The organism is Siccirubricoccus phaeus (genome assembly GCF_008360935.1).
Lineage (GTDB): Bacteria > Pseudomonadota > Alphaproteobacteria > Acetobacterales > Acetobacteraceae > Siccirubricoccus > Siccirubricoccus phaeus.
This window is the reverse complement of the sequence record NZ_SRXO01000029.1, coordinates 1-23,819: the sequence shown is the minus strand read 5'-3', so window position 1 is coordinate 23,819 and position 23,819 is coordinate 1. Positions and strand designations below refer to the sequence as shown.

Annotated in this window: 24 protein-coding genes; 11 read left to right on the top strand and 13 right to left on the bottom strand. The window is 70.8% G+C overall.

Annotation, left to right across the window (positions count from 1 at the left end; genetic code table 11):
• Positions 1–54: 54 nt before the first annotated feature.
• Positions 55–903 carry an endonuclease/exonuclease/phosphatase family protein gene (locus E5N76_RS26585; protein ID WP_149540931.1) on the bottom strand — a complete coding sequence of 283 codons (849 nt, stop codon included), beginning with the start codon at positions 901–903 and terminating at the stop codon, positions 55–57.
• A gap of 176 nt (positions 904–1,079) precedes the next feature.
• Here E5N76_RS26585 and E5N76_RS26580 point away from each other — a divergent pair, with 176 nt between their 5' ends.
• The 4 genes from E5N76_RS26580 to E5N76_RS26565 all read left to right on the top strand — a co-directional run bounded on the left by E5N76_RS26580 (position 1,080) and on the right by E5N76_RS26565 (position 4,637).
• Positions 1,080–2,237 (top strand): Re/Si-specific NAD(P)(+) transhydrogenase subunit alpha, encoded by a 1,158-nt coding sequence (locus E5N76_RS26580; protein WP_149540929.1) that lies wholly within the window; start codon positions 1,080–1,082, stop codon positions 2,235–2,237.
• A gap of 10 nt (positions 2,238–2,247) precedes the next feature.
• Positions 2,248–2,646: an NAD(P) transhydrogenase subunit alpha part 2 gene (locus E5N76_RS26575; RefSeq protein ID WP_149540927.1), complete on the top strand. Its 399-nt coding sequence runs from the start codon at positions 2,248–2,250 to the stop codon at positions 2,644–2,646.
• A 4-nt stretch (positions 2,647–2,650) separates the two neighbouring features.
• Positions 2,651–4,054, top strand: a complete 1,404-nt coding sequence (locus E5N76_RS26570; protein WP_149540925.1) for an NAD(P)(+) transhydrogenase (Re/Si-specific) subunit beta — start codon at positions 2,651–2,653, stop codon at positions 4,052–4,054.
• 202 nt (positions 4,055–4,256) lie between these two features.
• On the top strand, positions 4,257–4,637 hold the full coding sequence (locus E5N76_RS26565) for a Crp/Fnr family transcriptional regulator (RefSeq protein WP_187830427.1): 381 nt from the start codon (positions 4,257–4,259) through the stop codon (positions 4,635–4,637).
• Positions 4,638–5,024: 387 nt separating this feature from the next.
• Here the strand turns inward: E5N76_RS26565 and E5N76_RS26560 are convergent, their stop codons facing one another.
• The 3 genes from E5N76_RS26560 to E5N76_RS26550 all read right to left on the bottom strand — a co-directional run bounded on the left by E5N76_RS26560 (position 5,025) and on the right by E5N76_RS26550 (position 7,010).
• Positions 5,025–5,714: an isochorismatase family protein gene (locus tag E5N76_RS26560; RefSeq protein ID WP_149540921.1), complete on the bottom strand. Its 690-nt coding sequence runs from the start codon at positions 5,712–5,714 to the stop codon at positions 5,025–5,027.
• A 55-nt stretch (positions 5,715–5,769) separates the two neighbouring features.
• Positions 5,770–6,285 (bottom strand): SPOR domain-containing protein, encoded by a 516-nt coding sequence (locus E5N76_RS26555; RefSeq protein ID WP_187830426.1) that lies wholly within the window; start codon positions 6,283–6,285, stop codon positions 5,770–5,772.
• Between the two features lie 272 nt (positions 6,286–6,557).
• Entirely contained in the window at positions 6,558–7,010 is a 453-nt protein-coding gene (locus E5N76_RS26550) for a MarR family winged helix-turn-helix transcriptional regulator (RefSeq protein ID WP_149540917.1), read from the bottom strand.
• A gap of 159 nt (positions 7,011–7,169) precedes the next feature.
• On the opposite strand from E5N76_RS26550, the gene E5N76_RS26545 reads away from it, so the two are divergent.
• On the top strand, positions 7,170–8,036 hold the full coding sequence (locus tag E5N76_RS26545) for an alpha/beta fold hydrolase (protein ID WP_149540915.1): 867 nt from the start codon (positions 7,170–7,172) through the stop codon (positions 8,034–8,036).
• A gap of 185 nt (positions 8,037–8,221) precedes the next feature.
• On the opposite strand, the gene ppdK is transcribed toward E5N76_RS26545, so the two are convergent.
• The 5 genes from ppdK to E5N76_RS26520 form a co-directional block, all read right to left on the bottom strand.
• Complete coding sequence (ppdK, locus tag E5N76_RS26540) at positions 8,222–10,891, bottom strand: pyruvate, phosphate dikinase (protein ID WP_149540913.1); 2,670 nt, start codon at positions 10,889–10,891, stop codon at positions 8,222–8,224.
• Between the two features lie 67 nt (positions 10,892–10,958).
• Positions 10,959–13,115, bottom strand: coding sequence for a glycine--tRNA ligase subunit beta (glyS, locus tag E5N76_RS26535; RefSeq protein ID WP_149540911.1), 2,157 nt, complete (start codon positions 13,113–13,115; stop codon positions 10,959–10,961).
• A complete protein-coding gene (locus E5N76_RS26530) occupies positions 13,108–13,509 on the bottom strand; it encodes a type II toxin-antitoxin system VapC family toxin (protein WP_149540909.1) in 402 nt (133 codons plus the stop codon). Before E5N76_RS26530 ends, glyS begins: the two co-directional genes overlap by 8 nt.
• Complete coding sequence (locus E5N76_RS26525; protein WP_149540907.1) at positions 13,506–13,766, bottom strand: type II toxin-antitoxin system VapB family antitoxin; 261 nt, start codon at positions 13,764–13,766, stop codon at positions 13,506–13,508. The genes E5N76_RS26530 and E5N76_RS26525 overlap by 4 nt, the downstream gene beginning before the upstream one ends.
• Before the next feature lie 39 nt (positions 13,767–13,805).
• Positions 13,806–14,699 (bottom strand): glycine--tRNA ligase subunit alpha, encoded by an 894-nt coding sequence (locus E5N76_RS26520; protein WP_149540905.1) that lies wholly within the window; start codon positions 14,697–14,699, stop codon positions 13,806–13,808.
• Positions 14,700–14,764: 65 nt separating this feature from the next.
• On the opposite strand from E5N76_RS26520, the gene E5N76_RS26515 reads away from it, so the two are divergent.
• A complete protein-coding gene (locus E5N76_RS26515; RefSeq protein ID WP_149540903.1) occupies positions 14,765–15,169 on the top strand; it encodes a ketosteroid isomerase-related protein in 405 nt (134 codons plus the stop codon).
• A 188-nt stretch (positions 15,170–15,357) separates the two neighbouring features.
• Here E5N76_RS26515 and E5N76_RS26510 read toward each other — a convergent pair whose 3' ends face one another.
• Complete coding sequence (locus E5N76_RS26510) at positions 15,358–16,164, bottom strand: S49 family peptidase (RefSeq protein ID WP_149540901.1); 807 nt, start codon at positions 16,162–16,164, stop codon at positions 15,358–15,360.
• Between the two features lie 202 nt (positions 16,165–16,366).
• Between E5N76_RS26510 and E5N76_RS26505 the strand changes: the two genes are divergently transcribed.
• Together E5N76_RS26505 and yghU are read left to right on the top strand one after the other, a co-directional pair.
• On the top strand, positions 16,367–17,110 hold the full coding sequence (locus E5N76_RS26505; RefSeq protein WP_149540899.1) for an SDR family NAD(P)-dependent oxidoreductase: 744 nt from the start codon (positions 16,367–16,369) through the stop codon (positions 17,108–17,110).
• A 280-nt stretch (positions 17,111–17,390) separates the two neighbouring features.
• On the top strand, positions 17,391–18,263 hold the full coding sequence (gene yghU, locus E5N76_RS26500) for a glutathione-dependent disulfide-bond oxidoreductase (protein ID WP_149540897.1): 873 nt from the start codon (positions 17,391–17,393) through the stop codon (positions 18,261–18,263).
• 365 nt (positions 18,264–18,628) lie between these two features.
• Here yghU and arfB read toward each other — a convergent pair whose 3' ends face one another.
• The 3 genes from arfB to E5N76_RS26485 form a co-directional block, all read right to left on the bottom strand.
• Positions 18,629–19,051 carry an alternative ribosome rescue aminoacyl-tRNA hydrolase ArfB gene (arfB, locus tag E5N76_RS26495; RefSeq protein ID WP_149540895.1) on the bottom strand — a complete coding sequence of 141 codons (423 nt, stop codon included), beginning with the start codon at positions 19,049–19,051 and terminating at the stop codon, positions 18,629–18,631.
• A complete protein-coding gene (gene eutC, locus E5N76_RS26490; protein ID WP_149541035.1) occupies positions 19,048–19,800 on the bottom strand; it encodes an ethanolamine ammonia-lyase subunit EutC in 753 nt (250 codons plus the stop codon). The genes arfB and eutC overlap by 4 nt, the downstream gene beginning before the upstream one ends.
• A gap of 130 nt (positions 19,801–19,930) precedes the next feature.
• Positions 19,931–21,304 (bottom strand): ethanolamine ammonia-lyase subunit EutB, encoded by a 1,374-nt coding sequence (locus E5N76_RS26485; RefSeq protein WP_149540893.1) that lies wholly within the window; start codon positions 21,302–21,304, stop codon positions 19,931–19,933.
• 188 nt (positions 21,305–21,492) lie between these two features.
• Here E5N76_RS26485 and E5N76_RS26480 point away from each other — a divergent pair, with 188 nt between their 5' ends.
• The 3 genes from E5N76_RS26480 (at position 21,493) to E5N76_RS26470 (ending at position 23,774) form a co-directional block, all read left to right on the top strand.
• Entirely contained in the window at positions 21,493–22,029 is a 537-nt protein-coding gene (locus E5N76_RS26480) for a phosphonopyruvate decarboxylase (protein ID WP_149540891.1), read from the top strand.
• A 4-nt stretch (positions 22,030–22,033) separates the two neighbouring features.
• Complete coding sequence (locus E5N76_RS26475) at positions 22,034–22,645, top strand: thiamine pyrophosphate-dependent enzyme (RefSeq protein ID WP_149540889.1); 612 nt, start codon at positions 22,034–22,036, stop codon at positions 22,643–22,645.
• Positions 22,646–22,799: 154 nt separating this feature from the next.
• Positions 22,800–23,774, top strand: coding sequence for a Bug family tripartite tricarboxylate transporter substrate binding protein (locus E5N76_RS26470; protein ID WP_149540874.1), 975 nt, complete (start codon positions 22,800–22,802; stop codon positions 23,772–23,774).
• Positions 23,775–23,819 lie beyond the last annotated feature (45 nt).

Below are 23,819 nucleotides of genomic sequence, written 5' to 3'. Positions count from 1 at the left end.
GGGCAGCGCCCCCGGGGGCGGGAGCGACACTGCCGCCAACGGCCGAAGCCCCCATCACCGCCCGCCCAACCGCACGCTCAGCGGGCAATGGTCGGAAAGCCGGTCACGGAACCGCGGATCCCGCTCCTCATACACCATCACCCGGAGGCTTCCCGGCACCAGCCAGTCGCGTGCCTTCCCGCCCAGCAGGATCTGGTCGATGAAGCGCCGCCCGCCCCGCCAGCAGGGGTCGGAGACCCCTTCCGTCACCCGCGTCAGCGGCCCCGCCGCGTGCAGCCGGCGCAGCAGCGCATCCTGCGGCCCGGCCATGGCCCGGTTGAAATCGCCGAGGATGGCGAAGGCCACCCCCTCCGCCTGCCGCGCCGCCACCCAGCCGGCCAGGATCTCCGCCTGCCGGTCCAGGCTTTCGCAGGCCTCCCCGGCGCCGAGCGGCGCGTCCCGGCAGCCCGCGATCAGGTGGATGGAGAGCAGGCGCAGCGGGCCGGACGGCGTTTCCACCGTGATATCCGTGCCGCGGCGCAGGGAAAACCGCGCCCGCGGCCGCAGATCCAGCCCCGCCAGATCCGGGTTCTGCCGCACCCGCAAGCCCCGCTTCACGGCGAAGCCGGCGCGCTGCAGATCCTCCTCTTCCGGGAAGAAGAAGGCGTAGGCGCGCGGGTCCAGCACGCGCGCCGCCGCCTCCGGCCCATCCACCTCCTGCAGCGCCAGGATGTCGGCATCCAGCCGGGCCGCATACTGCGCCAGGCGGTCGAAATCCGCGGCCGTGCGGGGGCGCTGGTCGCGCGGCAGCTCGGCGCTGCGCAGCGTCAGCCAGGCGATGTTCCAGCTCGCCAGCTTCAGCTCGGCCGCCGCCAGCGGCCGGGCAAGGCAGAGCATCAGCAGCAGGAGAATCGCCCGGCGCATAGCCGGAGCTTGCCGGGGAAGCTCCCGGCCGGATAGGTCCCGCCCCGCGGCATGGGGTGGGGCACGGCCCGCGATGGTCCGCGGGGGCCCCATGGCCAAATTTCCGTGCAGTTTGTAGAAGCGCCCCTGAGTCCGGTGGCGCCCGCCCCCGGCCCAGGGAACAGGGGGAGCCCCGTATGCGACTGGCAGTGCTGAAGGAGCGCCGGCCCGCCGAGACCCGCGTCGCCGCCACGCCGGAGACGGTGAAGAAATTCATCGCCCTCGGCCTGACCGTCGCGGTGGAATCCGGCGCCGGGCTTGCGGCCGGCATCCCGGATGCGGACTACGCCGCCGCCGGGGCGGAGGTGGCGCCGGATGCCGCGGCGACGCTGGCCGGCGCCGGCATCGTGCTGAAGATCCGCGCCCCGCTCGGCACCGGGGAGGGCGCGGTGGACGAGCTCTCGCTGATCCCCCGCGGCGCGCTGCTGCTCGGCCAGTTGCAGGCGACGCCGGAGATGGCGGAGAGCTATGCGAGGCTCGGCATCGAGGCGGGGGCGATGGAGCTGCTGCCCCGCATCACCCGGGCGCAGAGCATGGACATCCTCTCCTCCCAGGCCAACCTCGCCGGCTACCGCGCCGTCATCGAGGCGGCCGGCGCCTTCACGCGCGGCTTCCCGATGCTGATGACGGCCGCCGGCACGATCCCGGCGGCGAATGTCTTCGTCATGGGCGCCGGCGTCGCGGGTCTGCAGGCCATCGCCACGGCGCGGCGGCTGGGCGGGCGCGTCTCCGCCACCGATGTCCGGCCGGCGGCGAAGGAGGAGATCAAATCCCTCGGCGCCAGCTTCGTCGGCTACGAGGATGAGGAGAGCAAGGCGGCGCAGACCGCGGGCGGCTATGCCAGGCAGCTTTCCGCCGAGTTCTACGCCAGGCAGGCCGAGGTGATCGCGGCGCATATCGCCAAGCAGGACATCGTCATCACCACCGCGCTGGTGCAGGGCCGCAAGGCCCCCACCCTGGTGACCGAGGCGATGGTCGCCAGCATGAAGCCCGGCTCCATCATCGTGGACATCGCCGCGGATGCCGGCGGCAATGTCGCGCTGACCAGGCCCGGGGAGGCGGTGACGACGCCGAATGGCGTGACCATCCTCGGCTACCACAATTGGCCGGGCCGGATCGGCGCCGCCGCCTCCGCCCTCTTCGCCCGCAACCTGCTGACCTTCCTGACGACCTTCTGGGACAAGGAGGCGAAGGCGCCGAAGCTGCCGGCCGAGGACGACATCGTGAAGGGCGTGCTGCTGACCCGTGGCGGCGCCGTGATCCACCCGAGCCTCGTGCCCGCGAAGGCCGCCTGAGGAGAACGCCATGAACCCGACCGACCTGGCCAATCAGGCCACGGCCACGGCCAACCGCGCGCTGGAGCTGGCCGAGGCGGCTCGCCGCGCGGCGGAGGCGGTGGCGCCCGTGGCCCAGGCCGCCGAGCCCTTCCTCTACCTGCTGACCATCTTCCTGATGGCCTGCTTCGTCGGCTACTACGTGGTGTGGAACGTCACCCCGGCGCTGCACTCGCCGCTGATGGGCGTGACCAACGCCATCTCCTCCGTCATCGTGGTCGGCGCCATCCTGGCGGCGGGCACGGCGGACAGCACCCTGGCCCGCATCTTCGGCTTCATCGCCGTGACCCTCGCCGCGGTGAACATCTTCGGCGGCTTCCTCGTCACGCGGCGAATGCTCGCCATGTTCCAGTCGAAGAAGAAGGGCTGAGGCGATGGCGACTATCTCGACCCTCGCCTATCTCGTCGCGGCCGTCCTCTTCATCCTGGCGCTGCGCGGGCTGTCGCATCCGGAGACCAGCCGGCGGGGCAATCTCTACGGCATGATCGGCATGGCGATCGCCATCGTGGCGACGCTGTTCCACCACGGCATGGATCTCGGCGGCATCGTGCTGATCCTGGTCGGGCTGGCGCTCGGCGGCAGCGTCGGCGCGGTGGTGGCGAAGCGCATCCAGATGACGGCGCTGCCGCAGCTCGTCGCCGCCTTCCACTCGCTGGTCGGCATGGCGGCGGTCTTCGTCGCCGCGGGCGCCTTCTACAGCCCGGAAAGCTTCGGCATCGGCACGCATGGGCATATCCACACCCAGAGCCTGATCGAGATGTCGCTCGGCATCGCGATCGGTGCGGTCACCTTCTCCGGCTCGGTCATCGCCTTCGCCAAGCTGGATGGGCGGATGTCCGGCGCGCCCATCATCTTCAAGGGCCAGCACCTGCTGAACGCGGCGCTGGGGGCGCTGCTGCTGGTGCTGGTCATCGCCTTCGTCGCCACCGGCAGCCCGGTGCTGTTCTGGCTGATCGCGCTGCTCTCCTTCGCGCTGGGCTTCCTGCTGATCATCCCGATCGGCGGGGCGGACATGCCGGTCGTCGTCTCCATGCTGAACAGCTATTCCGGCTGGGCGGCGGCGGGCATCGGCTTCACCGTGGGCAACCTGCTGCTGATCGTGACCGGCGCGCTGGTCGGCGCCTCGGGCGCCATCCTCTCCTACATCATGTGCAAGGGGATGAACCGCAGCATCATCAACGTGCTGCTGGGCGGCTTCGGCGCCGAGGCGGGCGGCGCGGCGGCGGGCGGTGCAACGGCAGAACGCGCCCCGGTGAAGGCCGGCAGCCCGGAGGACGCCGCCTTCATCATGAAGAACGCGCAGAAGATCATCGTCGTGCCCGGCTACGGCATGGCGGTGGCCCAGGCGCAGCAGGTGCTGCGGGAAATGGGCGACCTGCTGAAGAAGGAAGGGGCGGAGGTGGAATACGCCATCCACCCCGTCGCCGGCCGGATGCCCGGGCACATGAACGTGCTGCTGGCCGAGGCCAACGTGCCCTACGAGGACGTCAAGGAGCTGGAGGAGATCAACCCGGAATTCGCCGAGGCCGACGTGGCCTATGTGATCGGCGCCAATGACGTGACCAACCCGGCGGCGAAGACCGACAAATCCAGCCCGATCTACGGCATGCCCATCCTCGATGTGGAACGGGCGAAGACGGTGTTCTTCGTGAAGCGCGGCATGAGCAGCGGCTATGCCGGGGTGGACAACGAGCTGTTCTTCCGGCCGAACACCATGATGCTGTTCGGGGATGCGAAGAAGGTGACGCAGGAAATCGTCCAGGCGCTGCAGAAGTAGCCGGGAAGGGTCGCGCCGTCAGGCGGCTGGCGGCGCAACCCTTCCTCCGGCTCCATCCTGCCAGGGCCGGCCGGCAGGCCCCGCGATCCAGGTCTCGCGGGGCTAGGGTCGCATCGCCTCCGCGAAAGGTTCATCGCCATATCGTGATGACATCGCCGCCGCCGAACTGTCATTGAAGCGTCATCGAAGGAGGATGACCTCGATGGACGGCACCAGCGCGCAGCGGCTCGATCTGCGTCCCATCGCCCGTTCGGTCGGCACGGTGCTGGGCTTCCGTGCCGGAGATGTGGTGTTCCGCGAGGGCGATGCCCCGCACTGCATGTATGTGGTGCTGGACGGCACGGTGGAGGTCCGCCGCCGCGACCTGCGGATCGAAACCATCGGTCCCGGCCAGGCGCTGGGCATCCTCTCCATCCTGGACGGGGAGCGCCGCACCATCACCGCCGAGGCGGCGACGGATTGCGAGCTGGCCGCCATCGACGCCCGGAAATTCCGCGCCCTGGTCGAGGAGATGCCGCATTTCGGCTGGTATGTCATGGGAGAGCTGGCCCATCGCCTCCGCATGACCAACGCCCATCTCTAGAGCATTTTCAAGTCCGGCGGAATCGCCGGACGACTCGGAAAATGCGATCAAACAAAGGGCTGGAGCGGGTTCGCCGAGCGCAGGCGAGGTGAAACCGCTCTAATGTCCTGTCCGTTGCGTTCGCTGGATTTCCAGCGAACGCAGCGGACAGGCAGGCCGCTGAAAACTAAGACTCGTGGCCCGAGAACGAAGTCCGCAGGACTTCGGGATCGGGACACCAGACTCACACCGGGGTCCGGGGACCGGTCCAGTCCCCGGCGGGGGGGGGGTCAGCGGCGCTGCCGCCGACAGGCAAGGCCCCGATCTTCCTGCTTGCCCGTCGCATATCCTCCGAGCTTCGCGCCCATGGGGCAGCGCCCCCTGCCGCGGCCCGGGGCGGCGCCCCGCCTACTCCGCATTCCCCATCAGCGCCGCCTTCAGCTCCGCCCGCGTCGTCAGCCAGCCGAAGAAGGCCGTCACGTTGAACTCCGTCGCCGCCTGCTGCGCCGGGCCGCCCGCCGGCCCGGTGGCGTCCGTCACCATCACCGGAAAGAACTCCCGGTGATAGGCATCCCGCAAGGTGCTCTCCACGCAGACATTCGTCGCCACGCCGCAGATCAGCAGGTTGCGGATGCGCCTGGCGTGCAGGATCTGCTCCAGATTCGTCCCGGCAAAGCCGGAATAGCGCGACTTCGCCACCACGATGTCGCCCGGCAGCGGCGCCACCTCCGGCACGATCTCATGGTCCCAGGTGCCGTGGGTGATGAGCTTGCCGGCATAGGCCTCGTTCGCGCGCATGAAGGCAAGGGCGTTGGATTTGTGCCAGACCGGCGCCCCCTCCCCGCCCGCCTCGCGCAGATCGGCGGAGAAGCCGTTCTGCAGGTAGATGATCGGGATGCCCGCGCCGCGGCAATCGGCGATCAGCCGCGCCGTCTCCTCGATGACCGGCCCGCTGCCGGAGACGTCGAAGCCGCAGAGGTCGAGATAGCCGCCCTTGGACAGATAGGCGTTCTGCATGTCCACCACGATCAGCGCCGTCTCCTCCGGCACCACGGTGAGGGGCTGGGGGCGGGCGGGGATGGTGACGCTGCGCTGCATCGCGGGCTCCGTGCTTGGCTTGCGTGTACCAAGCACGCCCCATGCCAGGGGCGTGTCAGCGCGGCGCCGCCGCGGCCTGCGGCACCAGGCTGGCCGCCAGGCCGAATTCCCGTGCCACCTGCTCCGCCCCGGCCAGCGCCCCGGCATCGGCGGCGAAGGGGACGCTGCGCAGATGCGTCCAGACCACGCCGCCCGCCCCGGGCACCGCCAGCATCTGCACCGGCAGGCCGCGCGCCGCGAGCCGCGCCGCCAGCGCCTCCGCCTGCTCCGGCACCAGGATGACGCCGAGGTCCAGCGCATAGCCGCCGGTGGCGGGGGCCAGCAGCCCGGGCGCCGCGGCGGCGGGCAGGGCCGGGCCCGGCGCGCCGCGGCCCAGCAGCCGGGCGAAGGGGGGCGGCAGGCGCACCTCCGCCTCGGCGGGCGGCAGCGCCGCCGCGGGCGGGTGCGGCCGCGCCAGCCAGGCCACCATGCAGCCGGCGAGCAGGAGAAGAAGGGCCAGCCCAAGCCACCGGATCGGCAGGGCGGGCGCAGGCACCGGGACGGGCCCGGCCCAGAGGGAGGAGCGGTGCATCGGACATCCTGTCTCGACAGCCATGGCGGCGCGCCGGTGCGGCGCGTCGGAGGGAGTCATCCCATTGCGGCGGTCACCTAAGGGTTAAAGGCGGTGAGCAGGCCGCGCCGCTGCCGCGGCAGGGCGCCCGGGCCGTGCGGGCACGCCGGAGCGCGGCGGCCGACGGGCGGGGAGCGGGCCCGGCAAGCCCGCCGGTTAATCCCTGGCCCCTGCCTGCGCCGGCGCCGCAGCCCGGGCCGTGGCGCCGCTCCAGCCCCCTGCCCGCCCCGGCCCTACCGCCCCGCCCGCAGCCCCGCGCTCAGCGCCGCATCCAGCGCCTGCATCTCCGCATTCAGCGCCGCATAGGCCTCCGGGCTGAGGCCGGAGCGTTGCAGCAGCGCGGCGCCGAGGCAGCCGCAGCGCGCCAGCACGCCCCGCCCCTGCGCCGTCAGCCAGACCTGCACCTGGCGTTCATCCACCCTGTCGCGGCGGCGCTGCACCAGCCCCACCGCCTCCATCCGCTTCACCGTCGGCGTCACCGTGCTCGGCTCCAGCGCCAGCCGGGCGGCGATGCCGCCGATGGTGCTGCCATCCGCCTCCTCCAGCACCGAGAGCACCAGGTATTGCGGGTAGGTGATGCCGAGCTCGTCCAGCAGCGGCTTGTAGGTGCGGTTGATGGCCATGCCCGCCCGGTAGAGGGTGAAGCAGAGCTGCTGTTCCAGCGGCAGGCGGGGTGGATCGTCCATGGGGGTCCTCTGCGGCGCCAGGGCGCGGGGCGCAATGGCGCTAACCTTCAAGATGGCAATTTCCTTACCGCGATAAGTTTTCGCTGGACAGCCTATCCGGGCAGGGTTAGCTGTTATTTAGCGAGATAATCTTTATCGAGCAAATCAAAGGAGCCTCCCATGAGCGAGCCTTCCATCCCCGCCGACCGCACCGGCGACGGCTACGTCGTCACCCGGGACGGGACGAAGATCTTCTACAAGGATTGGGGCAGCGGGCAGCCGATCGTCTTCCACCATGGCTGGCCCCTCTCCGCCGATGACTGGGACGCCCAGATGCTGTTCTTCCTGGCGCAGGGCTACCGCGTCATCGCGCATGACCGGCGGGGCCATGGCCGCTCCAGCCAGTCCTATACGGGCAATGAGATGGATACCTACGCCGCGGATGTGGCGGAGCTGGCGCTGAAGCTGAACCTGAAGGACGCCATCCATATCGGCCATTCCACCGGCGGCGGCGAGGTGGCGCGCTATGTCGCGCAATATGGCGGCGGCGGCAGGGTGGCGAAGGCGGTGCTGATCGGCGCCGTGCCGCCGGTGATGGTGAAGTCGGAAAAGAATCCGGGCGGCCTGCCCATCGAGGTGTTCGACGGCTTCCGCAAGACGCTGGCGGCCAACCGGGCGCAGTTCTTCCGCGACGTGCCGGCGGGGCCCTTCTACGGCTTCAACCGGCCGGGCGTGGAGACCATCCCCGGCGTCGTCGACAATTGGTGGCGCCAGGGCATGATGGGCAGCGCCAAGGCGCATTACGACTGCATCAAGGCCTTCTCCGAGACCGACTTCACGGAAGACCTGAAGAAGATCGAGGTGCCGACGCTGGTGCTGCATGGCGAGGACGACCAGATCGTGCCGATCGGCGCCTCCGCCCGGCTCTCCGCGCCGCTGCTGCGGAAGGGCACGCTGAAGACCTATCCGGGGCTGCCGCATGGCATGGCGACGACCCACGCGGATCAGATCAACGCGGATCTGCTGGCCTTCGTCAAATCCCCATGAAGCTGCTGGCGCAGCCTCATGGGGGCCCCGGCTATCGCTTCATGCCCCGGGGCCTCGCACGGCCTTCCGCGGCAAAGCCGCGGAAGGACTTCGGGCACCGCCCGGAATGATGCCGCGCCAAACCCCAGGGTTCTCACGGGGTTGGACGCGCTGCGCCCAAGGTGAGAGGAGGGCTGAGCCCTTCCTCAAGCCGTGCGGTCCACGCCCCCCGTCAGCGCCGCCTGCGCCGCCGCCAGCCGCGCCACGGGCACGCGGTAGGGCGAGCAGGACACGTAATCCAGCCCCGCCTCCTCGCAGAACATGATGGAGGCCGGGTCGCCGCCATGCTCGCCGCAGATGCCGAGCTTGAGGTCCGGCTTCACCGACCGCCCCTTCTCCGCCGCGATCTTCACCAGCGCGCCGACGCCCTCCGGGTCGATGGAGACGAAGGGGTCCTTCGGCATGATCCCCTTCTCGACATAGAGCGGCAGGAATTTGCCGGCATCGTCGCGCGAGAGGCCGAAGGTGGTCTGCGTCAGGTCGTTGGTGCCGAAGCTGAAGAAGTCGCCCACCTCGGCGATCCGGTCGGCGGTCAGCGCGGCGCGCGGCAGCTCGATCATCGTGCCGACATAGTATTCGACATGGTAGCCGGATTCGGAAAAAACCTCCTGCGCCACCTTGTCCACCTGCGCCTTGGTGATCTCCAGCTCCCGCCGCGTCGCGACCAGCGGGATCATGATCTCCGGCACCGGCGCGTCGCCCGTCTCCTGGCCGATCGCGACCGCCGCTTCGAAGATGGCGCGCGCCTGCATTTCGTAGATCTCCGGGAAGGAGATGCCCAGGCGGCAGCCGCGATGGCCGAGCATCGGGTTGGCTTCGGAAAGCTCCTCGGCGCGGCGGCGCATCGCCTCCGGATCGGCGCCGAGCGCCGCGGCCACCTCGGCGATTTCCGCCGCGCCATGCGGCAGGAATTCATGCAGCGGCGGGTCCAGCAGCCGGATGGTCACCGGCAGGCCGGCCATGATGCGGAACAGCTCGGAAAAATCCTGGCGCTGGAAGGGCAGCAGCTTCGCCAGCGCCTCGCGCCGGCCGCGCTCCGTCTCGCTCATGATCATCTGGCGCACGGCGCCGATGCGGTCCGGGTCGAAGAACATATGCTCGGTGCGGCAGAGGCCGATGCCCTCGGCGCCGAATTTGCGCGCCGTGTCGGCATCCAGCGGCGTCTCCGCATTGGCCCGCACGCGCAGCCGCCGGACCTTGTCGGCCCAGCCCATCAGCGTGGCGAAATCGCCGGAAAGCTGCGGCTCCACCATCGGCACGCTGCCGATGAAGATCTCGCCCGTGGCGCCGTCCAGCGTGATGGTCTCGCCCGCCTGCACCTGCTGGCCGCCGGCGCTCAGCACCTGGCTGTTGTAGTCCACCGTCACGCCGCCGGCGCCGGCGACGCAGGGCCGCCCCATGCCGCGCGCCACCACCGCCGCATGGCTCGTCATGCCGCCGCGCGTCGTCAGGATGCCCTTCGCGGCATGCATGCCGTGGATGTCCTCGGGGCTGGTCTCGATGCGGACGAGGATGACGCTCTCGCCCTTCTGCGCCCGCGCCTCCGCCTCATCCGCGCTGAACACCACCGTGCCGCAGGCGGCACCCGGGGAGGCCGGCAACCCCTTCGCCAGCAGCTTGCGCGGCGCCTTCGGGTCCAGCGTCGGGTGCAGGAGCTGGTCGAGGGCGGAGGGGTTCACCCGCTTCACCGCCTCGGTTTCCGAGATCAGCCCTTCCTGTGCCATGTCCACCGCGATCTTCAGGCTGGCGGCGGCGGTGCGCTTGCCGTTCCGCGTCTGCAGCATGTAGAGCTTGTTCTGCTGCACCGTGAACTCGATGTCCTGCATGTCCGCATAATGCTTTTCCAGCTTGGCGCGGACTTCGACGAGCTCCCGGTAGGCGTTCGGCATCGCCGCTTCCATGCTGCGCTCGCCGGGCTTCGCGCGGGCTTCGGACATGGGCTGCGGCGTGCGGATGCCGGCCACCACATCCTCGCCCTGGGCGTTGATGAGGTATTCGCCGTAGAAGATGTTCTCGCCCGTGCTCGGGTCGCGGGTGAAGCAGACGCCGGTGGCGCAATCCTCGCCCATATTGCCGAAGACCATGGCCTGGACGTTCACCGCCGTGCCCCAATCGGCCGGGATGTCGTGCAGCCGGCGATAGGTGTTGGCGCGCGGGTTCATCCAGCTTCCGAACACCGCGCCGATGGCGGCCCAGAGCTGCGCCTTCGGGTCCTGCGGGAAGGGCTCGCCCTTCACCTCCTCCACCATGTCCTTGTAGCCCGCCACCACCCGGTGCCAGTCCTGGGCGCTGAGCTGGGTGTCCTCGATCAGCCCGGCATCGAGCTTCACATGCTCGATGATCTCCTCGAAGCGGTGGTGGTCGATGCCGAGGACGACGCTGCCGAACATCTGGATGAAACGGCGATAGCTGTCCCAGGCGAAGCGCGCATCGCCCGAGGCGGCGGCGAGGCCTTCCACCGTCTGGTCGTTCAGGCCGAGATTCAGCACCGTGTCCATCATGCCCGGCATGGAGACGCGGGCGCCGGAGCGGACCGAGACGAGCAGCGGCTTGTGGTGGTCCCCGAAGCGGTTGCCGACGGCCTTCTCCACCCGGGCCAGGGCTTCCGCCACCTGGGCTTCCAGATCGTCCGGGTAGGATTTGCCGTGGTCGTAATAATAGGTGCAGACCTCGGTGGTGATGGTGAAGCCGGGCGGGACGGGCAGGCCGATGCTGGCCATTTCGGCCAGGTTGGCGCCCTTGCCGCCCAACAGGTTCCGCATCTCCGCCTTGCCGTCGTTCTGGCCGGCGCCGAAGCTGTACACCCACTTGGTCATGCGCGGTTTTCCTCTGGCAGACGCCATGCGGCAGGGCAGGCGCGCAGTTGTAGCATGTTGGGGTTGTTCAACCCTCGATCTTTGCGAACTCCGCCACCTGGTCCATGGCGGCGGTCAGGCGGGCCAGCAAACGCAGGCGGTTGGCCCGCAGTTCCGGCTTCGGATCATTGACCGTCACGCTGTCGAAGAAGGCATCCAGCGGGGCGCGGAGTTCGGCGAGCGCGAACATGGCGGCCAGGAATTCCTCCTTCGCGAGCCCGGACGCGACCTCCCCTGCCTTGCGTTCGACCGCTGCGGCGAGGGCGATTTCCGCGGGCAGGGTGAGCAGCCCGGGATCGACCGCGCCGGCATGCGGCCCATCCTTGCGGTTCTCGATCCGCAGGATGTTGGCCGCCCGCTTATACGCAGCGAGCAGGTTAGCACCATCCGGCGTGGCGAGCATTTTTTCGAGCGCATCGGCCCGGGCGAGCAAGCGCACGAGGTCGTCATCGGGGGTGGCGCCGAAGATGGCGGCGACGAGGTCGTGGCGGGCGCCTTCGGCGCGGAGCTGGACGCGGAGGCGTTCGGCGAGGAAGTCGAGGAGTTCTCGGAGTGTATTCTCCTCGAGTCCGACAACCGCATAGTCGCCCGTTTCGACGGCTCGACCGGTAGCGTTCTCGTATTGCTCGCGGGCCTGCCGGACCCCGGTGAGCTTCGCACCCCCCACTGCGCCAATCGCCAGATCAAGGGCGGTATTGAGGATCGACGCCAGAGGGAACCTGAGACCGTTCTCCCGCACAATCCGGATGACCCCGAGCGCCGCCCGCCGCAGCGCGAAGGGATCGCCGCTCCCGGTCGGCTTCTCGCCCACCGCGAAGAACCCGGCCAACTGATCCAGCTTGTCCGCCAGCGCCAGCGCCACCGCCACAGGCCCACTCGGCACCGCATCCCCCGGCCCCAGCGGCCGGTAATGCGCCCCGATCGCCTCCGCCACCTCCGCCGGCTCGCCCTGATGCAGCGCGTAGTAGCGCCCCATGACGCCTTGCAGCTCAGGGAACTCGCCCACCATGCCGCTGGCCAGATCCGCCTTGCAGAGCTTCGCCGCCCGCGTCGCATGGCCGACATCGGCGCCGATGGCGGTGGCGATCACCTCCGCCAGCTTCTCCAGCCGTCGCACCCGCTCCCCCTGGGTGCCGAGCTTGGCGTGGAACACCACGCTCTCCAGCTTCGGCAGGAACTCCTCCAGCCGGTGCCTGCGGTCGAGGTCCCAGAAGAAGCGCGCATCCGCCAGCCGCGCCCGCAGCACCTTCTCATTCCCGGCGACGATGGCCGCGCCGCCATCCTGCGGCGTGATATTGGCCACCAGCGCGAAGCGCGGCGCCGCCCGCCCGTCCGGATAGCGCAGGGCGAAGTAGCGCTGGTTCACCCGCATGGAGGTGCGCATCACCTCCGCCGGCAAATCCATGAAGGCGTCGTCGATGCGGCCGAGCAGCGGCACCGGCCATTCCACCAGCCCCGCCACCTCCGCCAGCAGCCCGCGGTCCGGCACCACCTCCAGCCCCTCGGCCGCGGCGAGCCGCGTCACCTCCGTCTCGATCAGCCTCTCCCGCTCCGCCGGATCGGCCACCACGAAGCGCTCCCGCAGCCCCGCCGCATATTCCGCCGCGCCGCGCACCGCGAAGGGCGCGGTGCCATGCAGGATGCGGTGCCCCTCGGTCAGCGCGTCGGACGCCAGGCCATGCACCGCATCCTCGCCCTCAGCCAAGGCGAAGCGCACCGGCGCGCCGTCGAACACGCAGAGGATGCGCTGCAGCGGCCGCACCCAGGTGAAGCCGCTCTCGCCCCAGCGCATGCTCTTCGGCCAGGGGAAGCTGCGCAGCAGCCCCGGCAGCTTCGCCGCGATCAGCGCCGGCGCCTCGATCGCCTCGCCCGGCTTCCGCAGCACCCAGAATTGGCCTTCCTGCGCCAGCGCCTCGCGCGCCGCGCCATGCTTGCGCAGGAACCCCTCCAGCGCCGCCTCCGGCGCGCCGATGCGCGGCCCGCGCTCCTCCTTCGCCGCCGTCTCGGCCCGCGCCGCCATCTCCCCCAGCGCGGCGATGCGGCGCGGGCCATGGAGCGGCTTCGGCGCCACCGTCATCAGCGGCGCCAGCGCCTTCAGCAGCCCGGCGCAGAGGTCCTCGGCCGCCCTCGCCTGCATGCGGGCCGGGATTTCCTCGGAAAACAATTCGATCAGAAGCTCAGGCATGGGGTGGTAGCGCGGCCTTCACATCGGTGCGGGCGAAATCCCCGCCCTTGAACAACAGGGGCTCGCCACGGGATCTGGCGAGGGCATAGGCGAAGCAATCGCCGAGATTGAGGCCGGCGGGATGCCGTCCCCTGCCGTAGCGGCGCCAGCCTTCCAGGGCCAGGGCGGCCTGGTCTGCAGTGAAGGGAATCACGTCCGCCCTGGCCTCAGCCAGCAGCCTGGCCAGCCGATCCCGCACCGCCGGCCCGGCACGACCTTCGGCCACCATCCCGATCTCGACCATCGTCGCCGCGGAAACCCCGACCTGTTCGGCGGTCGTCATGGCTTCGGTGAAGGCCGCAGCCTCCGGCTCATCCAGCAGGATGGCCATGATGACCGAGGTATCGAGGATCACTTCGGCAGCCCGTTCTCGTCGTAAAGGTCGGAATGGTCGCTGCTCGACCCCGGGGGGAAGAGCTTGGACGCCTCCTTGGCAATCGCCATGATCGCCTCATAGCGCCGCTGCCGCTCCGCCTCCCGCCCCGCCTGTTCGCGGGCCAGCTTCTCCTCCACCGCCTGGCGCACCGCCTCGGTCACCGAGGTGCCGAGCAGTTCCGCCAAGGCCCGGGCCCCGGCGATCAGCTTCTCGTCCTTGATGTTCATCTGGCCCATGGGAGGCTCCGGCGGTAGAACCTGATGCAGTATTCTACCCTACCCGCCGCCCGCCAGCCATGCCTCGCAGCAACCCTTCGCCAGCTCCCGCACCCGGGCGATATAGGCCTGCCGTTCCGTCACGCTGATGGCGCCACGGGCATCCAGCAGGTTGAAGCGGTGGCTGGCCTTGATGCACTGGTCATAGGCGGGCAGGGCGAGCCCGTGCCGCAGCAGCGCGGCGCATTCCTCCTCCGCGTCGCGGAAATGGCGGAACAGCTTCTCCGTATCCGCGTATTCGAAGTTATGGGCGCTGAATTCGCGCTCGGCGCGCAGGAAGACCTCGCCATAGCGCACGCCCTGGCCGTTGAAATCCAGGTCGTACACATTGTCCACGCCCTGGATGTACATGGCCAGGCGTTCCAGCCCGTAGGTCAGCTCGCAGCTCGGCACCTCGCAGGGGATGCCGCCCACCTGCTGGAAATAGGTGAATTGGGTGATCTCCATCCCGTCGCACCAGACCTCCCAGCCGAGGCCCCAGGCGCCGATGGTCGGGCTCTCCCAGTCATCCTCGACGAAGCGGATGTCGTGCACCAGCGGGTCGAGGCCGATCGCCCTGTAGCTGCCGATCAGCGCGGTCTGCGGATCCGCCGGCGAGGGCTTCATGATGACCTGGTACTGGTAATAGTGCTGCAGCCGGTTCGGGTTCTCGCCATAGCGCCCGTCGGAGGGCCGGCGGGAGGGCTGGACATAGGCCGCCTTCCAGGGTTTGCGGCCGAGCGCCCGCAGGGTGGTGGCCGGGTGGAAGGTGCCGGCGCCGACCTCCATGTCGTAAGGCTGCAGGATGAGGCAGCCCTGGGCGGACCAATAGGCATGCAGCCGCAGGATGAGCTCCTGGAAGCTGGGCGGGCGGGCGGGCGGGCTGGGGGGTGAAGGGGCGGCGTCGGTGCTCATGCCGGGCCTTTTACGCCGGGTGCGCGGCGGAACATAGTGCCGGCGCAACCCTTTGGATTTGCCCGATGACCGAGACCGAACGCCTGATCCGCGCCTATTACGCCGCCTTCGCCGCCGGGGACCGCGCCAGGATGCTGGCGCTGCTGGCGGAGGATGTGGCGCATGACGTGAACCAGGGTGCCCGCCAAACAGGCAAAGCGGCCTTCGCCGCCTTCCTGGCGCATATGGACCGCTGCTACCGGGAGGTGCTGCGGGAGCTGGTGGTGATGGTGGATGCCAGCGGCAGCCGCGCCGCGGCGGAGTTCATCGTGGAGGGCGAGTACCTGGCAACCGATGCCGGCCTGCCGGAGGCCAGGGGCCAGCGTTACGCCCTGCCGGCGGGGGCGTTCTTCGCGGTGAAGGACGGCAAGATTGCGCGCGTGACGGTGTACTACAACCTGCCGGCGTGGATCCGGCAGGTGGGTGGGTAGGCGCAGGCACGACGCGGCCCCGCTCCACCCCCAAAGCCCCGCAGCCACCTCCACCCTGACCCTCCCCCGCCAGCGGGAGAGGGAAGGCGGCCTCCCTCCCCGCCTTGCAGGGAAGGGCGGGGGGGGGTGCGCCGGGCGCAAAGGGCGGGCGGCGGCGAGGGTGTGCCGCGCGCCGCCGCGCCGGCCGCCTACAACCCCAACCGCCCCCACATCGCCCTTTCCTCCGCCGCCGCCAGCACCGCCTCGGCGCTCAGCCCCGGCAGCAGGCGGCGCAGCAGGCCGGGCCGCGGCCCATGCACCGGCACGATCCGCACCTTCTCCCCGAAGCGCCGCTTCGCCTCCCCCACCGCATCGCCCAGCCGGTCGGCGAAGCCCAACTCCACCGCCCGCCGCCCGGTCCAGAAGCGGCCGCTGAAGGCCTCCGCCTCCGGCAGCTTCAGCTTCGCCCCCCGCCGGCTGCGCACCCAGGCGCGGAATTCCTCGTGCAGCTCGGTCAGCAGCGCTTCCAGCCGCGCCTGGTCCCCCGGCCGTTCCGGGCTGAAGGGGTCCCAGAAGCTCTTCTCCTCCCCGGCCGTCCGCACCCGCCGCTCCACCCCCAGCTTCTCCAGCGCAGCGGGGAACCCGAAGCCCGCCGCGATCACCCCGATGGAGCCGAGGATGGAAGCCGGGTCGGCCACCACCTCATCCGCCGCGCAGGCGATCCAGTAGCCGCCGGAGGCCGCCGCATCCTCCACGCAGCAGATGACCGGCAGCTTCTTCTCCGCCGCCAGCCGGCGGATATGCGCCGCCACCAGGCTGGACTGCACGGCGGAGCCGCCGGGCGAGTTCAGCACCAGGAACACCGCCGCCGCCCGCTTCACCGCGAAGGCGCGGTCCAGCAGCGGCAGGGCGGCGGCGGCGCTGATGCCGCCGGAGAAGCCGGGACGCGGGGAGATGACGCCGGCCAGGCGCAGCAGCGCAACCCGGGGATGGCGGGAGAGGAAGGGGAGGTTCATGCGCCCCAGAGCTTGCCCCGCCCCGCTGCCGGTTCAACCCCGCAAGGCGGGCCGGCCCGCGGGGCTTGCCGGCCCGCCGCCGCCGGGCCAGCCTGCTGCCCGCATTGCCCGCGGGAGGATTTCGGCTCCGTCCGGTCCTCGCCGGGCTGGTCCTGGCCGGGCCGGGCACAGCGTGCGGCGGGCTCTGGATAGGGAGAGGGACATGGCGGATTTCACCGGCAAGCGCGTGGTGGTCTGCGGCGGCAGCCGCGGCATCGGGCGCTCCATCGCGCTGGGCTTCGCCGCCGGCGGCGCGGCGGTTTCCATCTGCGCCCGCGGCGCCGGGCCGCTGGAGGCGGCGCGGGCGGAGATCGCCGCGCTCGGCGTCACCGCCCATGCGGCGTCCTGCGACCTGGGCGACCGCGACTCCGTCACGGCCTACGTCGCCGCGGCGGGGAAGGCGCTGGGCGGCATCGACGTGCTGGTGAACAACGCCTCCGGCTTCGGCTCCCAGGACACGGAGGAGCATTGGGCCCAGGGGCTTTCCGTGGATGTCATGGCAACGGTGCGGGCGACCCATGCCGCCCTGCCCTTCCTGGAGGCGGCGAAGGGCTGCATCGTCAATGTCTCCTCCATCTCCGGCTACCGGCCCAGCATGCGCACACCCGCCTATGCCGCGGTGAAGGCGCTGCTGATCAACTACACCCAGAGCCAGGCGGCGATGTATGCGCCGAAGGGCATCAGGGCCAATGCGGTGGCGCCGGGCAGCATCGAATTCCCGGGCGGGAGCTGGGAGGCGCGCAGGACCTCCGACCCCAGGCTGTACAATGCCATCCTCGGCAGCATTCCCTTCGGCCGGCTCGGCACGCCGGAGGAGGTGGCGGAGGTGGTGCTGTTCCTCGCCAGCCCCGCCGCGCGCTGGGTGACGGGCCAGACCATCATCGTCGATGGCGGCCAAATGCTTTAGCATTCCCCGTGACGTTGCTGCGCAACGCCATGGGACCCCGGGGCGCTGGGTGAGCAGCGCCTCGCACAGCATGGCGCGGCGAAGCCGCGCCATGCAGCGGGCGGTCCGGTTGTGCGGGGGCGCCGAGGGCCCGACGGGTTTGGTGGCCGGAAAGGCGCATGGCGGATCGGGGATTGGCCGGGTGCCTGACGCCGATCGGTAAAAAATTCCCCGCGGCGGGAACCCTGGCGAGGTCGCGAGGGCAACCGCATATGCCGGGGATCAGAGGGGAGCATCGCCCATGAGCACCGAATACGTCCCGCCCAAGGTCTGGACCTGGGACAAGGAGAGCGGTGGCCGCTTCGCCAACATCAACCGCCCCATCGCCGGCCCGACGCATGAGAAGGAGCTGCCGGTCGGCCGTCACCCGCTGCAGCTCTACTCCCTCGGCACGCCGAACGGGGTGAAGGTGACGATCATGCTGGAGGAGCTGCTGGCCCTCGGCCATAAGGGCGCGGAATACGACGCCTGGCTGATCCGCATCGGCGAGGGCGACCAATTCGGCAGCGGCTTCGTCGGGGTGAATCCGAATTCCAAGATCCCGGCGCTACTGGACCGCAGCGGCCCGGCGCCGGTGCGGGTCTTCGAATCCGGCTCCATCCTGTTCTACCTGGCAGAGAAATTCGGCGCCTTCCTGCCCACCGCCCAGCCGGCGCGGGCGGAGGCCATGTCCTGGCTGTTCTGGCAGATGGGCAGCGCACCCTATCTCGGCGGCGGCTTCGGGCACTTCTACGCCTATGCCCCCAGCAAGCAGGAATACCCGATCAACCGCTTCGCCATGGAGACCAAGCGGCAGCTCGACGTGCTGAACCGCCGGCTGGCGGAGAGCGAGTACATCGCCGGCCCGGACTACACGATCGCCGACATGGCGATCTTCCCCTGGTATGGCGGGCTGGTGAAGGGCTGGCTCTACGGGGATTCGGCGACCTTCCTGAGTGCGCAGGACTACACCCATGTGCAGCGCTGGGCGGACCGGATCCTGGCGCGGCCCACGGTGCAGCGCGGCCGCATGGTGAACCGCGTCTCGGGCGAGCCCTCCAGCCAGCTCCATGAGCGGCACGACGCCAGCGATTTCGAGACGAAGACGCAGGACAAGCTGGCGGCGAAGGGCTGACGAAGCTTGCGTGGCGAGGGCGCTGCCACGCGCGCCTTCGCCGCGGCAGCGCAGGGCAACCTGCCCGCCAATGCCTGACGCCCCCCCGCGGGCGAAGGGGGCCATGGGGCGGCTTTCGTGTCAAGGATAGAACCGGGCGAAGCGCGGTGCCGCTTCGCGGCATCCTTGACGCGAAAACTGCCCCATGGCTGTGGCTTGGGGTGCGCTCGACGCAGCCGAGCGCGCATTGTCGCGCCGGGCGGAACGCCCCGGAGGGGCCTAGCTAGAGCGGGATCGGTTGAGCTGCGCTCACCCGCCCGGCTCTAGCTCATTGTTCGGTCGCGTGATTCACGGTTTCGGTCGATTCGACCTCAACCGATCAGGCTCTACTCCGTCACCGGCCGGCCGCGCCCGCGCTTCACCTCCGCCCGTCGCGACTTGCCCTCCAGCCGCCTGACCTTGCTCGCCTTGGTCGGCTTCGTCGCGCGTCGCGGCGGCGGGGGCGGCACCGCCGCCTCGCGGATCAGCGCCAGCAGCCGTTCCAGCGCATCCTCCCGGTTCCGCTCGCGCATCCGGAAGCGCTGGGCGGTGATGACGATGACGCCATCCTGCGTCAGCCGGTGCCCCGCCAGCTTCTCCAGCCGCGGCCTGACATCCTCCGGGATGTTCGGCGAGCGCCGGGCATCGAAGCGGAGCTGCACCGCGCTCTCCACCTTGTTCACATTCTGCCCGCCGGGGCCGGAGGCGCGGAGGAAATCCTCCACCAGCTCCGCCTCGTCGATGGCGATGCGCCGCGTCACCTGGATCATGGCGGCAGCAGCGGCGCGGATGGCTGCTCGTCCTTCAGCGCCACGCCCGTCGCCCCCAGAAGCAGCGCGGCGCCGGCCAGCCAGAGCAGCTTCTCCGCCGCCGCCCGCGCCGACATCCCGCCTTCCCGGATGTTGGAGATGCAATTGCGCTCCGCATCCGTGCGCCCCGGCCGCGGCCCCAGGGTGAGGTACAGCCCCATGCTCTCCGTCGCCGTCAGCCCCGGCCGCTCGCCGATCAGCATGGCGACCATGGCGGCGCCCATCGCCCCGCCGATCTCATCCCCCAGCGCGACGCGCCCCTGCGCCGCGACCACGATGGGCGCCACCTGCATCCCCGCCCCGCGCAGCAGCGTCACCGCCTCGGCGAGAAAACCGGGCGCCTGCGCCGCCACGCCGCTGGCGCAGAGCCCATCCGCCACGACGAAGAGGAAGGCGCCCGGCACCGCCGGCAGCTTCGCCCGGTCCGCCTCCCGCAGCCGCCGCCCGAGATCGGGCCGCAGCAGGAAGGCGCGGCGATCCGCCGCCTGGCTCGCCACCTCGAGGACCGGCAGGCCGAGCGAGGCCGCCACCGCCGCCACCCCGGCAGCATCCAGCGCCGAATGCACCGCATCCCGCGCCCGCGCATGCGCCTCCTGAAACGCCAGATGCGCCGCAGTCGGCATCCCATCCCCTACCCGCCCCAGCGCGACGCGCGCGGCGGTGAAACGCCGCAGCTCCGCCCAGCGCGCGGGGGCGGCAGCCGGTGCCACGCCGGACGCAGCCTGGCCGTCACGCCCCGCGGCGGCATCCCCAGGCGGCAAGGCGGCCGGGTGCAGCCCGGTGCCGCGGTCCTCCGGCACGCTCACGCCAGCCCCGCCGGCCCTGGCAGCCCCGCCCCGCTCACGCCAGCCCCACCAGTTCGGGCGCCAGCAGCCGCGGCAGCTCCCCCTGCCCGCTCGCCGCCTCGATCCCCATGCGCTCCATCCAGGCGGCGAATTCCGGTGCCGGCCGCTTGCCCAGCGCCGCCCGCACATAGCGGCCGTCATGGAAGGAGGTGGATTGATAGGCCAGCATCACGTCATCGGCGCCCGGCACGCCCATCACATAGGTCACGCCGGCGACGCCCAGCAGCGTCAGCAGCGCGTCCATGTCGTCCTGATCGGCCTCGGCATGGTTGGTGTAGCAGACATCCACCCCCATCGGCAGGCCGAGCAGCTTGCCGCAGAAATGATCCTCCAGCCCCGCGCGGGTGATCTGCTTGCCGTCGAACAGATATTCCGGCCCGATGAACCCGACCACGGAGTTCACCAGCAGCGGCGCGAATTCCCGCGCCACCGCATAGGCCCGTGCCTCCAGCGTCTGCTGGTCGCAGCCATGATGCGCCTCGGCCGAGAGCGCCGAGCCCTGCCCGGTCTCGAAATACATCACGTTCTCGCCGAGCGTCCCGCGCCGCAGCGAGAGCGCCGCCGCCCGCGCCTCCGCCAGCAGCGCAAGCGAGACGCCGAAGCTGCGATTCACCCCCTCCGTCCCGCCGATGGACTGGAACATCAGGTCCACCGGCGCCCCCCGTTCCATCGCGAGCATGCTGGTCGTCACATGCGCCAGCACGCAGCTCTGGGTCGGGATGTCGTAGCGCTGCCGCACCGCGTCCAGCAATTCCAGCACGCGGATGGTGGTCTCCACATTGTCGGTCGCCGGGTTCACGCCGATGACGGCATCCCCCGCCCCCAGCAGCAACCCGTCCAGCACCGCGGCCGCCACCCCGCGCGGGTCATCCACCGGGTCGTTCGGCTGCAGCCGGATGGAGAGCGTGCCCGGCAGCCCGATGGTGTTGCGGAACCGCGTCACCACGCGGCACTTCGCCGCCACCGCCACCAGATCCTGCAGCCGCATGATCTTGCTGACGGCGGCGGCCATCTCCGGCGTCAGCCCCGGCGCCAGCGCCGCCAGCGCCGCGCTGTCCGCCGCCCCCAGCAGCCAATCCCGGAAGCCGCCCACGGTCAGCGACCGGACCGGGGCGAAGGCGGCGGCATCATGCCGGTCCAGGATCAGCCTGGTGACCTCGTCCGCCTCGTAGGGGATCACCGCCTCGTCCAGGAAATGCTGCAGGGGCAGGTCCGCCAGCGCCCGCTGCGCCGCCACCCGCTCCGCCGCGCTCGCCGCCGCCACCCCGGCCAGCACATCCCCCGAGCGCAGGGGCGTGGCCCGCGCCAGCAGGGTCTTCAGCTCCGGGAAGGTGTAGCGCGTCCCGCCGACGCTCGCGGCAAAGCCCATGGCGGCAGATGTAGCAATCCCCGGGCCGGTCTTGCCAGCGCCGCCCCATGGCGGGAGAGTAGCCCCAGCCCAGCGTCCTGCGCCCGAAGCCCTGCGGATTTCGGCCCCGGCCCGCTGGCCTTGCCCGCAATGGCCTGCCTGCCCGCCCCATGCCCGGGGGCGGGCGGGACACGACCGAGAGGAAACGCATGCCGGACGCCGCCACTGACGCCGCCAGGGATTGGCCCGACCAGATCTACGCCCTGCTCAAGGAGCACGACATCCGCCAGGTCGCCCTGGTGCCGGATGCCGGGCATTCCCGCCTCATCAAGCGCTGCCTCGCCGACAACGACATGAAGGTGGCCACCCTGACCACGGAGGAGGAGGGCATCGCCATGCTCTTCGGCGCCTGGCTGGGCGGCGAGAAGGGCGTGCTGCTGATGCAGAGCTCGGGCGTCGGCAATTGCATCAACATGCTGTCGGTGCCGATCTCCCACCGCACCCCCTGCCCGATGATCGTGACCATGCGGGGCGACTACGGCGAGTTCAACCCCTTCCAGGTGCCGATGGGCAACGCCACCCAGACCGTGCTGGAAGCCATGGGCACGCTGGTGAAGCGGGCCGATGCGCCGGAGGATGTGGCCCCGACCGTCAACGCCACGCTTCGCCTCGCCTTCAACACCTACCGCCCGACCGCGACGCTGATCGGCCAGCGCGTCATCGGCGCCAAGACCTTCGGGAAGTAACGCCATGACCGATATCCCCCTCGGCGCCAGCGGCAGGATGAAGCGGCGCGACCTGGTGAAGGCGCTGCTCGCCGATCGCGGCAAGCTGCTGGCCATCGGCGGCCTCGGCGCCCCGGCCTGGGACATCACCGCCGCCGGCGACGTGCCGGAGAACATGCCCCTCTGGGGCGGCATGGGCGGCGCCGCCATGATGGGCCTCGGCCTCGCCCTGGCGCAGCCGGACCGGCCGGTGGCCGTCATCACCGGCGATGGGGAGATGCTGATGGGCATCGGCAGCCTCGCCACCATCGGGGTGAAGCAGCCGCGCAACCTCGCCATCATCGTGCTGGACAATGAGCATTACGGCGAGACCGGGATGCAGGAGACGGCGACGCGCCATGGCGTCGATCTCGCCACCATGGCGAAGGGCGCCGGCATCGCCGATACCCGCCTGGTGACGCAGCCGGAGGAGGTGGCGGCGCTGCGGGCCGCGATCCACGCCGGCGCCGGGCCGCTGTTTGCCCAGGTGAAGATCGACGAGAGCTCCGAGCCCCTGGTCCTGCCGCCGCGCGAGGCGAGCATCCTGCAGGCCCGGATGCGCGAGGCCATCCTCGGCAAGGCCGCGCACCTGCAATAGATCCCCACGACGTCGCTACGCGACGCCGCGGGGGCCCCGGGAGTCGCTGGGCTCCCCAATTCTCGCACAGCCTGAGGCGGCAAAGCCGCTTCAGGGCAACGGGCAGCGCTGGGGCCGGCCGCCGTCGGAAGGTCAAGGGGGAGGAAACAACAACATGAACAGACGCCATCTTCTGGCCGGCCTCGCCGCCCTGCCGCTGGCCGCGGTGCATGGGGCGGCGCGGGCGCAGGCCTGGGCGCCGGACAAGCCCATCCGCCTCATCGTCGGCTTCGCCGCCGGCGGCAGCACCGACCTCACCGCCCGGCTGGTCGCCCAGGCGCTCGGGGAGCGGCTGGGCCAGCCGGTGGTGGTGGAGAACCGCCCCGGCGCCGCCGGCAACATCGCCGCCGAGGCGACCGCCCGCGCCGCGCCGGATGGCCTGACGATCCACCTGGTCACCAGCGGCGTCATGGCAGCGAACAAGGCGCTCTACCGCAGCCTGCCCTTCGACCCGCTGAAGGATTTCGCGCCGATCGGCCAGGTGGCGTTCATCCCGAACCTCATCGTGGTGAATCCGGAAGTGCCGGTGCGCAGCACGGCGGAGCTGATCGCCTATGCCAGGGCGCGACCGGGCCAAGTGAATTTCGGCAGCGCCGGCGCCGGCACCTCGCTGCACATGGCCGCCTCGCTCTTCGCCGCGCGGGCGGGGGTGGAGATGGTGCACATCCCCTATCGCGGCGGCGCGCCGGCGGCGACCGACCTCATCGCCGGCAAGATCCAGATGATCGCCTCGCCGATGATCGAGGTGCTGGGCGCGGTGAAGGCCGGGCAGCTCCGCCCCATCGCGGTGACGACGAAGCAGCGCAGCCCGGCCCTGCCGGAGGTGCCGACGGTGGCAGAGACCCTGCCGGGCTTCGAGGTCGCTCTCTGGAACGGCCTCGTCGCCCCCGCCGGCACGCCGCAGGCGGCGATCCAGCGGCTCTCGGCCGAGCTGCTGGCGGCGCTGCGAGACGAGACGGTGCGGCAGAAGCTGGCCGAGCAGGGCAGCGAGCCGGCCCCCAACACGCCGGAGCAATTCGCCGATTTCATCCGCGCCGAGTTGCCGCGCTGGGCCGAGATCGTGAAGATCTCCGGCGCCAGCGCGGATTGATCCAACTTCCCTCCCCCGCCTTGCGGGGGAGGGTTAGGGTGGGGG

Excerpts from the sequence above, each read along its gene's own strand:
- E5N76_RS26520 (WP_149540905.1), bottom strand. The coding sequence starts at position 14,699 with ATGAGCACCGACGCCGCCCCTTCACCCCCCAGCCCGCCCGCCCGCCCG.
- arfB (WP_149540895.1), bottom strand. The coding sequence starts at position 19,051 with ATGATCCAGGTGACGCGGCGCATCGCCATCGACGAGGCGGAGCTGGTG.
- ppdK (WP_149540913.1), bottom strand. The coding sequence starts at position 10,891 with ATGACCAAGTGGGTGTACAGCTTCGGCGCCGGCCAGAACGACGGCAAG.
- E5N76_RS26480 (WP_149540891.1), top strand. The coding sequence starts at position 21,493 with ATGCCGGACGCCGCCACTGACGCCGCCAGGGATTGGCCCGACCAGATC.
- yghU (WP_149540897.1), top strand. The coding sequence starts at position 17,391 with ATGAGCACCGAATACGTCCCGCCCAAGGTCTGGACCTGGGACAAGGAG.
- E5N76_RS26575 (WP_149540927.1), top strand. The coding sequence starts at position 2,248 with ATGAACCCGACCGACCTGGCCAATCAGGCCACGGCCACGGCCAACCGC.
- E5N76_RS26505 (WP_149540899.1), top strand. The coding sequence starts at position 16,367 with ATGGCGGATTTCACCGGCAAGCGCGTGGTGGTCTGCGGCGGCAGCCGC.
- E5N76_RS26475 (WP_149540889.1), top strand. The coding sequence starts at position 22,034 with ATGACCGATATCCCCCTCGGCGCCAGCGGCAGGATGAAGCGGCGCGAC.
- E5N76_RS26565 (WP_187830427.1), top strand. The coding sequence starts at position 4,257 with ATGGACGGCACCAGCGCGCAGCGGCTCGATCTGCGTCCCATCGCCCGT.
- E5N76_RS26585 (WP_149540931.1), bottom strand. The coding sequence starts at position 903 with ATGCGCCGGGCGATTCTCCTGCTGCTGATGCTCTGCCTTGCCCGGCCG.
- E5N76_RS26470 (WP_149540874.1), top strand. The coding sequence starts at position 22,800 with ATGAACAGACGCCATCTTCTGGCCGGCCTCGCCGCCCTGCCGCTGGCC.
- E5N76_RS26570 (WP_149540925.1), top strand. The coding sequence starts at position 2,651 with ATGGCGACTATCTCGACCCTCGCCTATCTCGTCGCGGCCGTCCTCTTC.
- E5N76_RS26525 (WP_149540907.1), bottom strand. The coding sequence starts at position 13,766 with ATGGGCCAGATGAACATCAAGGACGAGAAGCTGATCGCCGGGGCCCGG.
- E5N76_RS26515 (WP_149540903.1), top strand. The coding sequence starts at position 14,765 with ATGACCGAGACCGAACGCCTGATCCGCGCCTATTACGCCGCCTTCGCC.
- E5N76_RS26485 (WP_149540893.1), bottom strand. The coding sequence starts at position 21,304 with ATGGGCTTTGCCGCGAGCGTCGGCGGGACGCGCTACACCTTCCCGGAG.
- E5N76_RS26510 (WP_149540901.1), bottom strand. The coding sequence starts at position 16,164 with ATGAACCTCCCCTTCCTCTCCCGCCATCCCCGGGTTGCGCTGCTGCGC.
- glyS (WP_149540911.1), bottom strand. The coding sequence starts at position 13,115 with ATGCCTGAGCTTCTGATCGAATTGTTTTCCGAGGAAATCCCGGCCCGC.
- E5N76_RS26580 (WP_149540929.1), top strand. The coding sequence starts at position 1,080 with ATGCGACTGGCAGTGCTGAAGGAGCGCCGGCCCGCCGAGACCCGCGTC.
- E5N76_RS26560 (WP_149540921.1), bottom strand. The coding sequence starts at position 5,714 with ATGCAGCGCAGCGTCACCATCCCCGCCCGCCCCCAGCCCCTCACCGTG.
- E5N76_RS26555 (WP_187830426.1), bottom strand. The coding sequence starts at position 6,285 with ATGCACCGCTCCTCCCTCTGGGCCGGGCCCGTCCCGGTGCCTGCGCCC.
- E5N76_RS26545 (WP_149540915.1), top strand. The coding sequence starts at position 7,170 with ATGAGCGAGCCTTCCATCCCCGCCGACCGCACCGGCGACGGCTACGTC.
- E5N76_RS26550 (WP_149540917.1), bottom strand. The coding sequence starts at position 7,010 with ATGGACGATCCACCCCGCCTGCCGCTGGAACAGCAGCTCTGCTTCACC.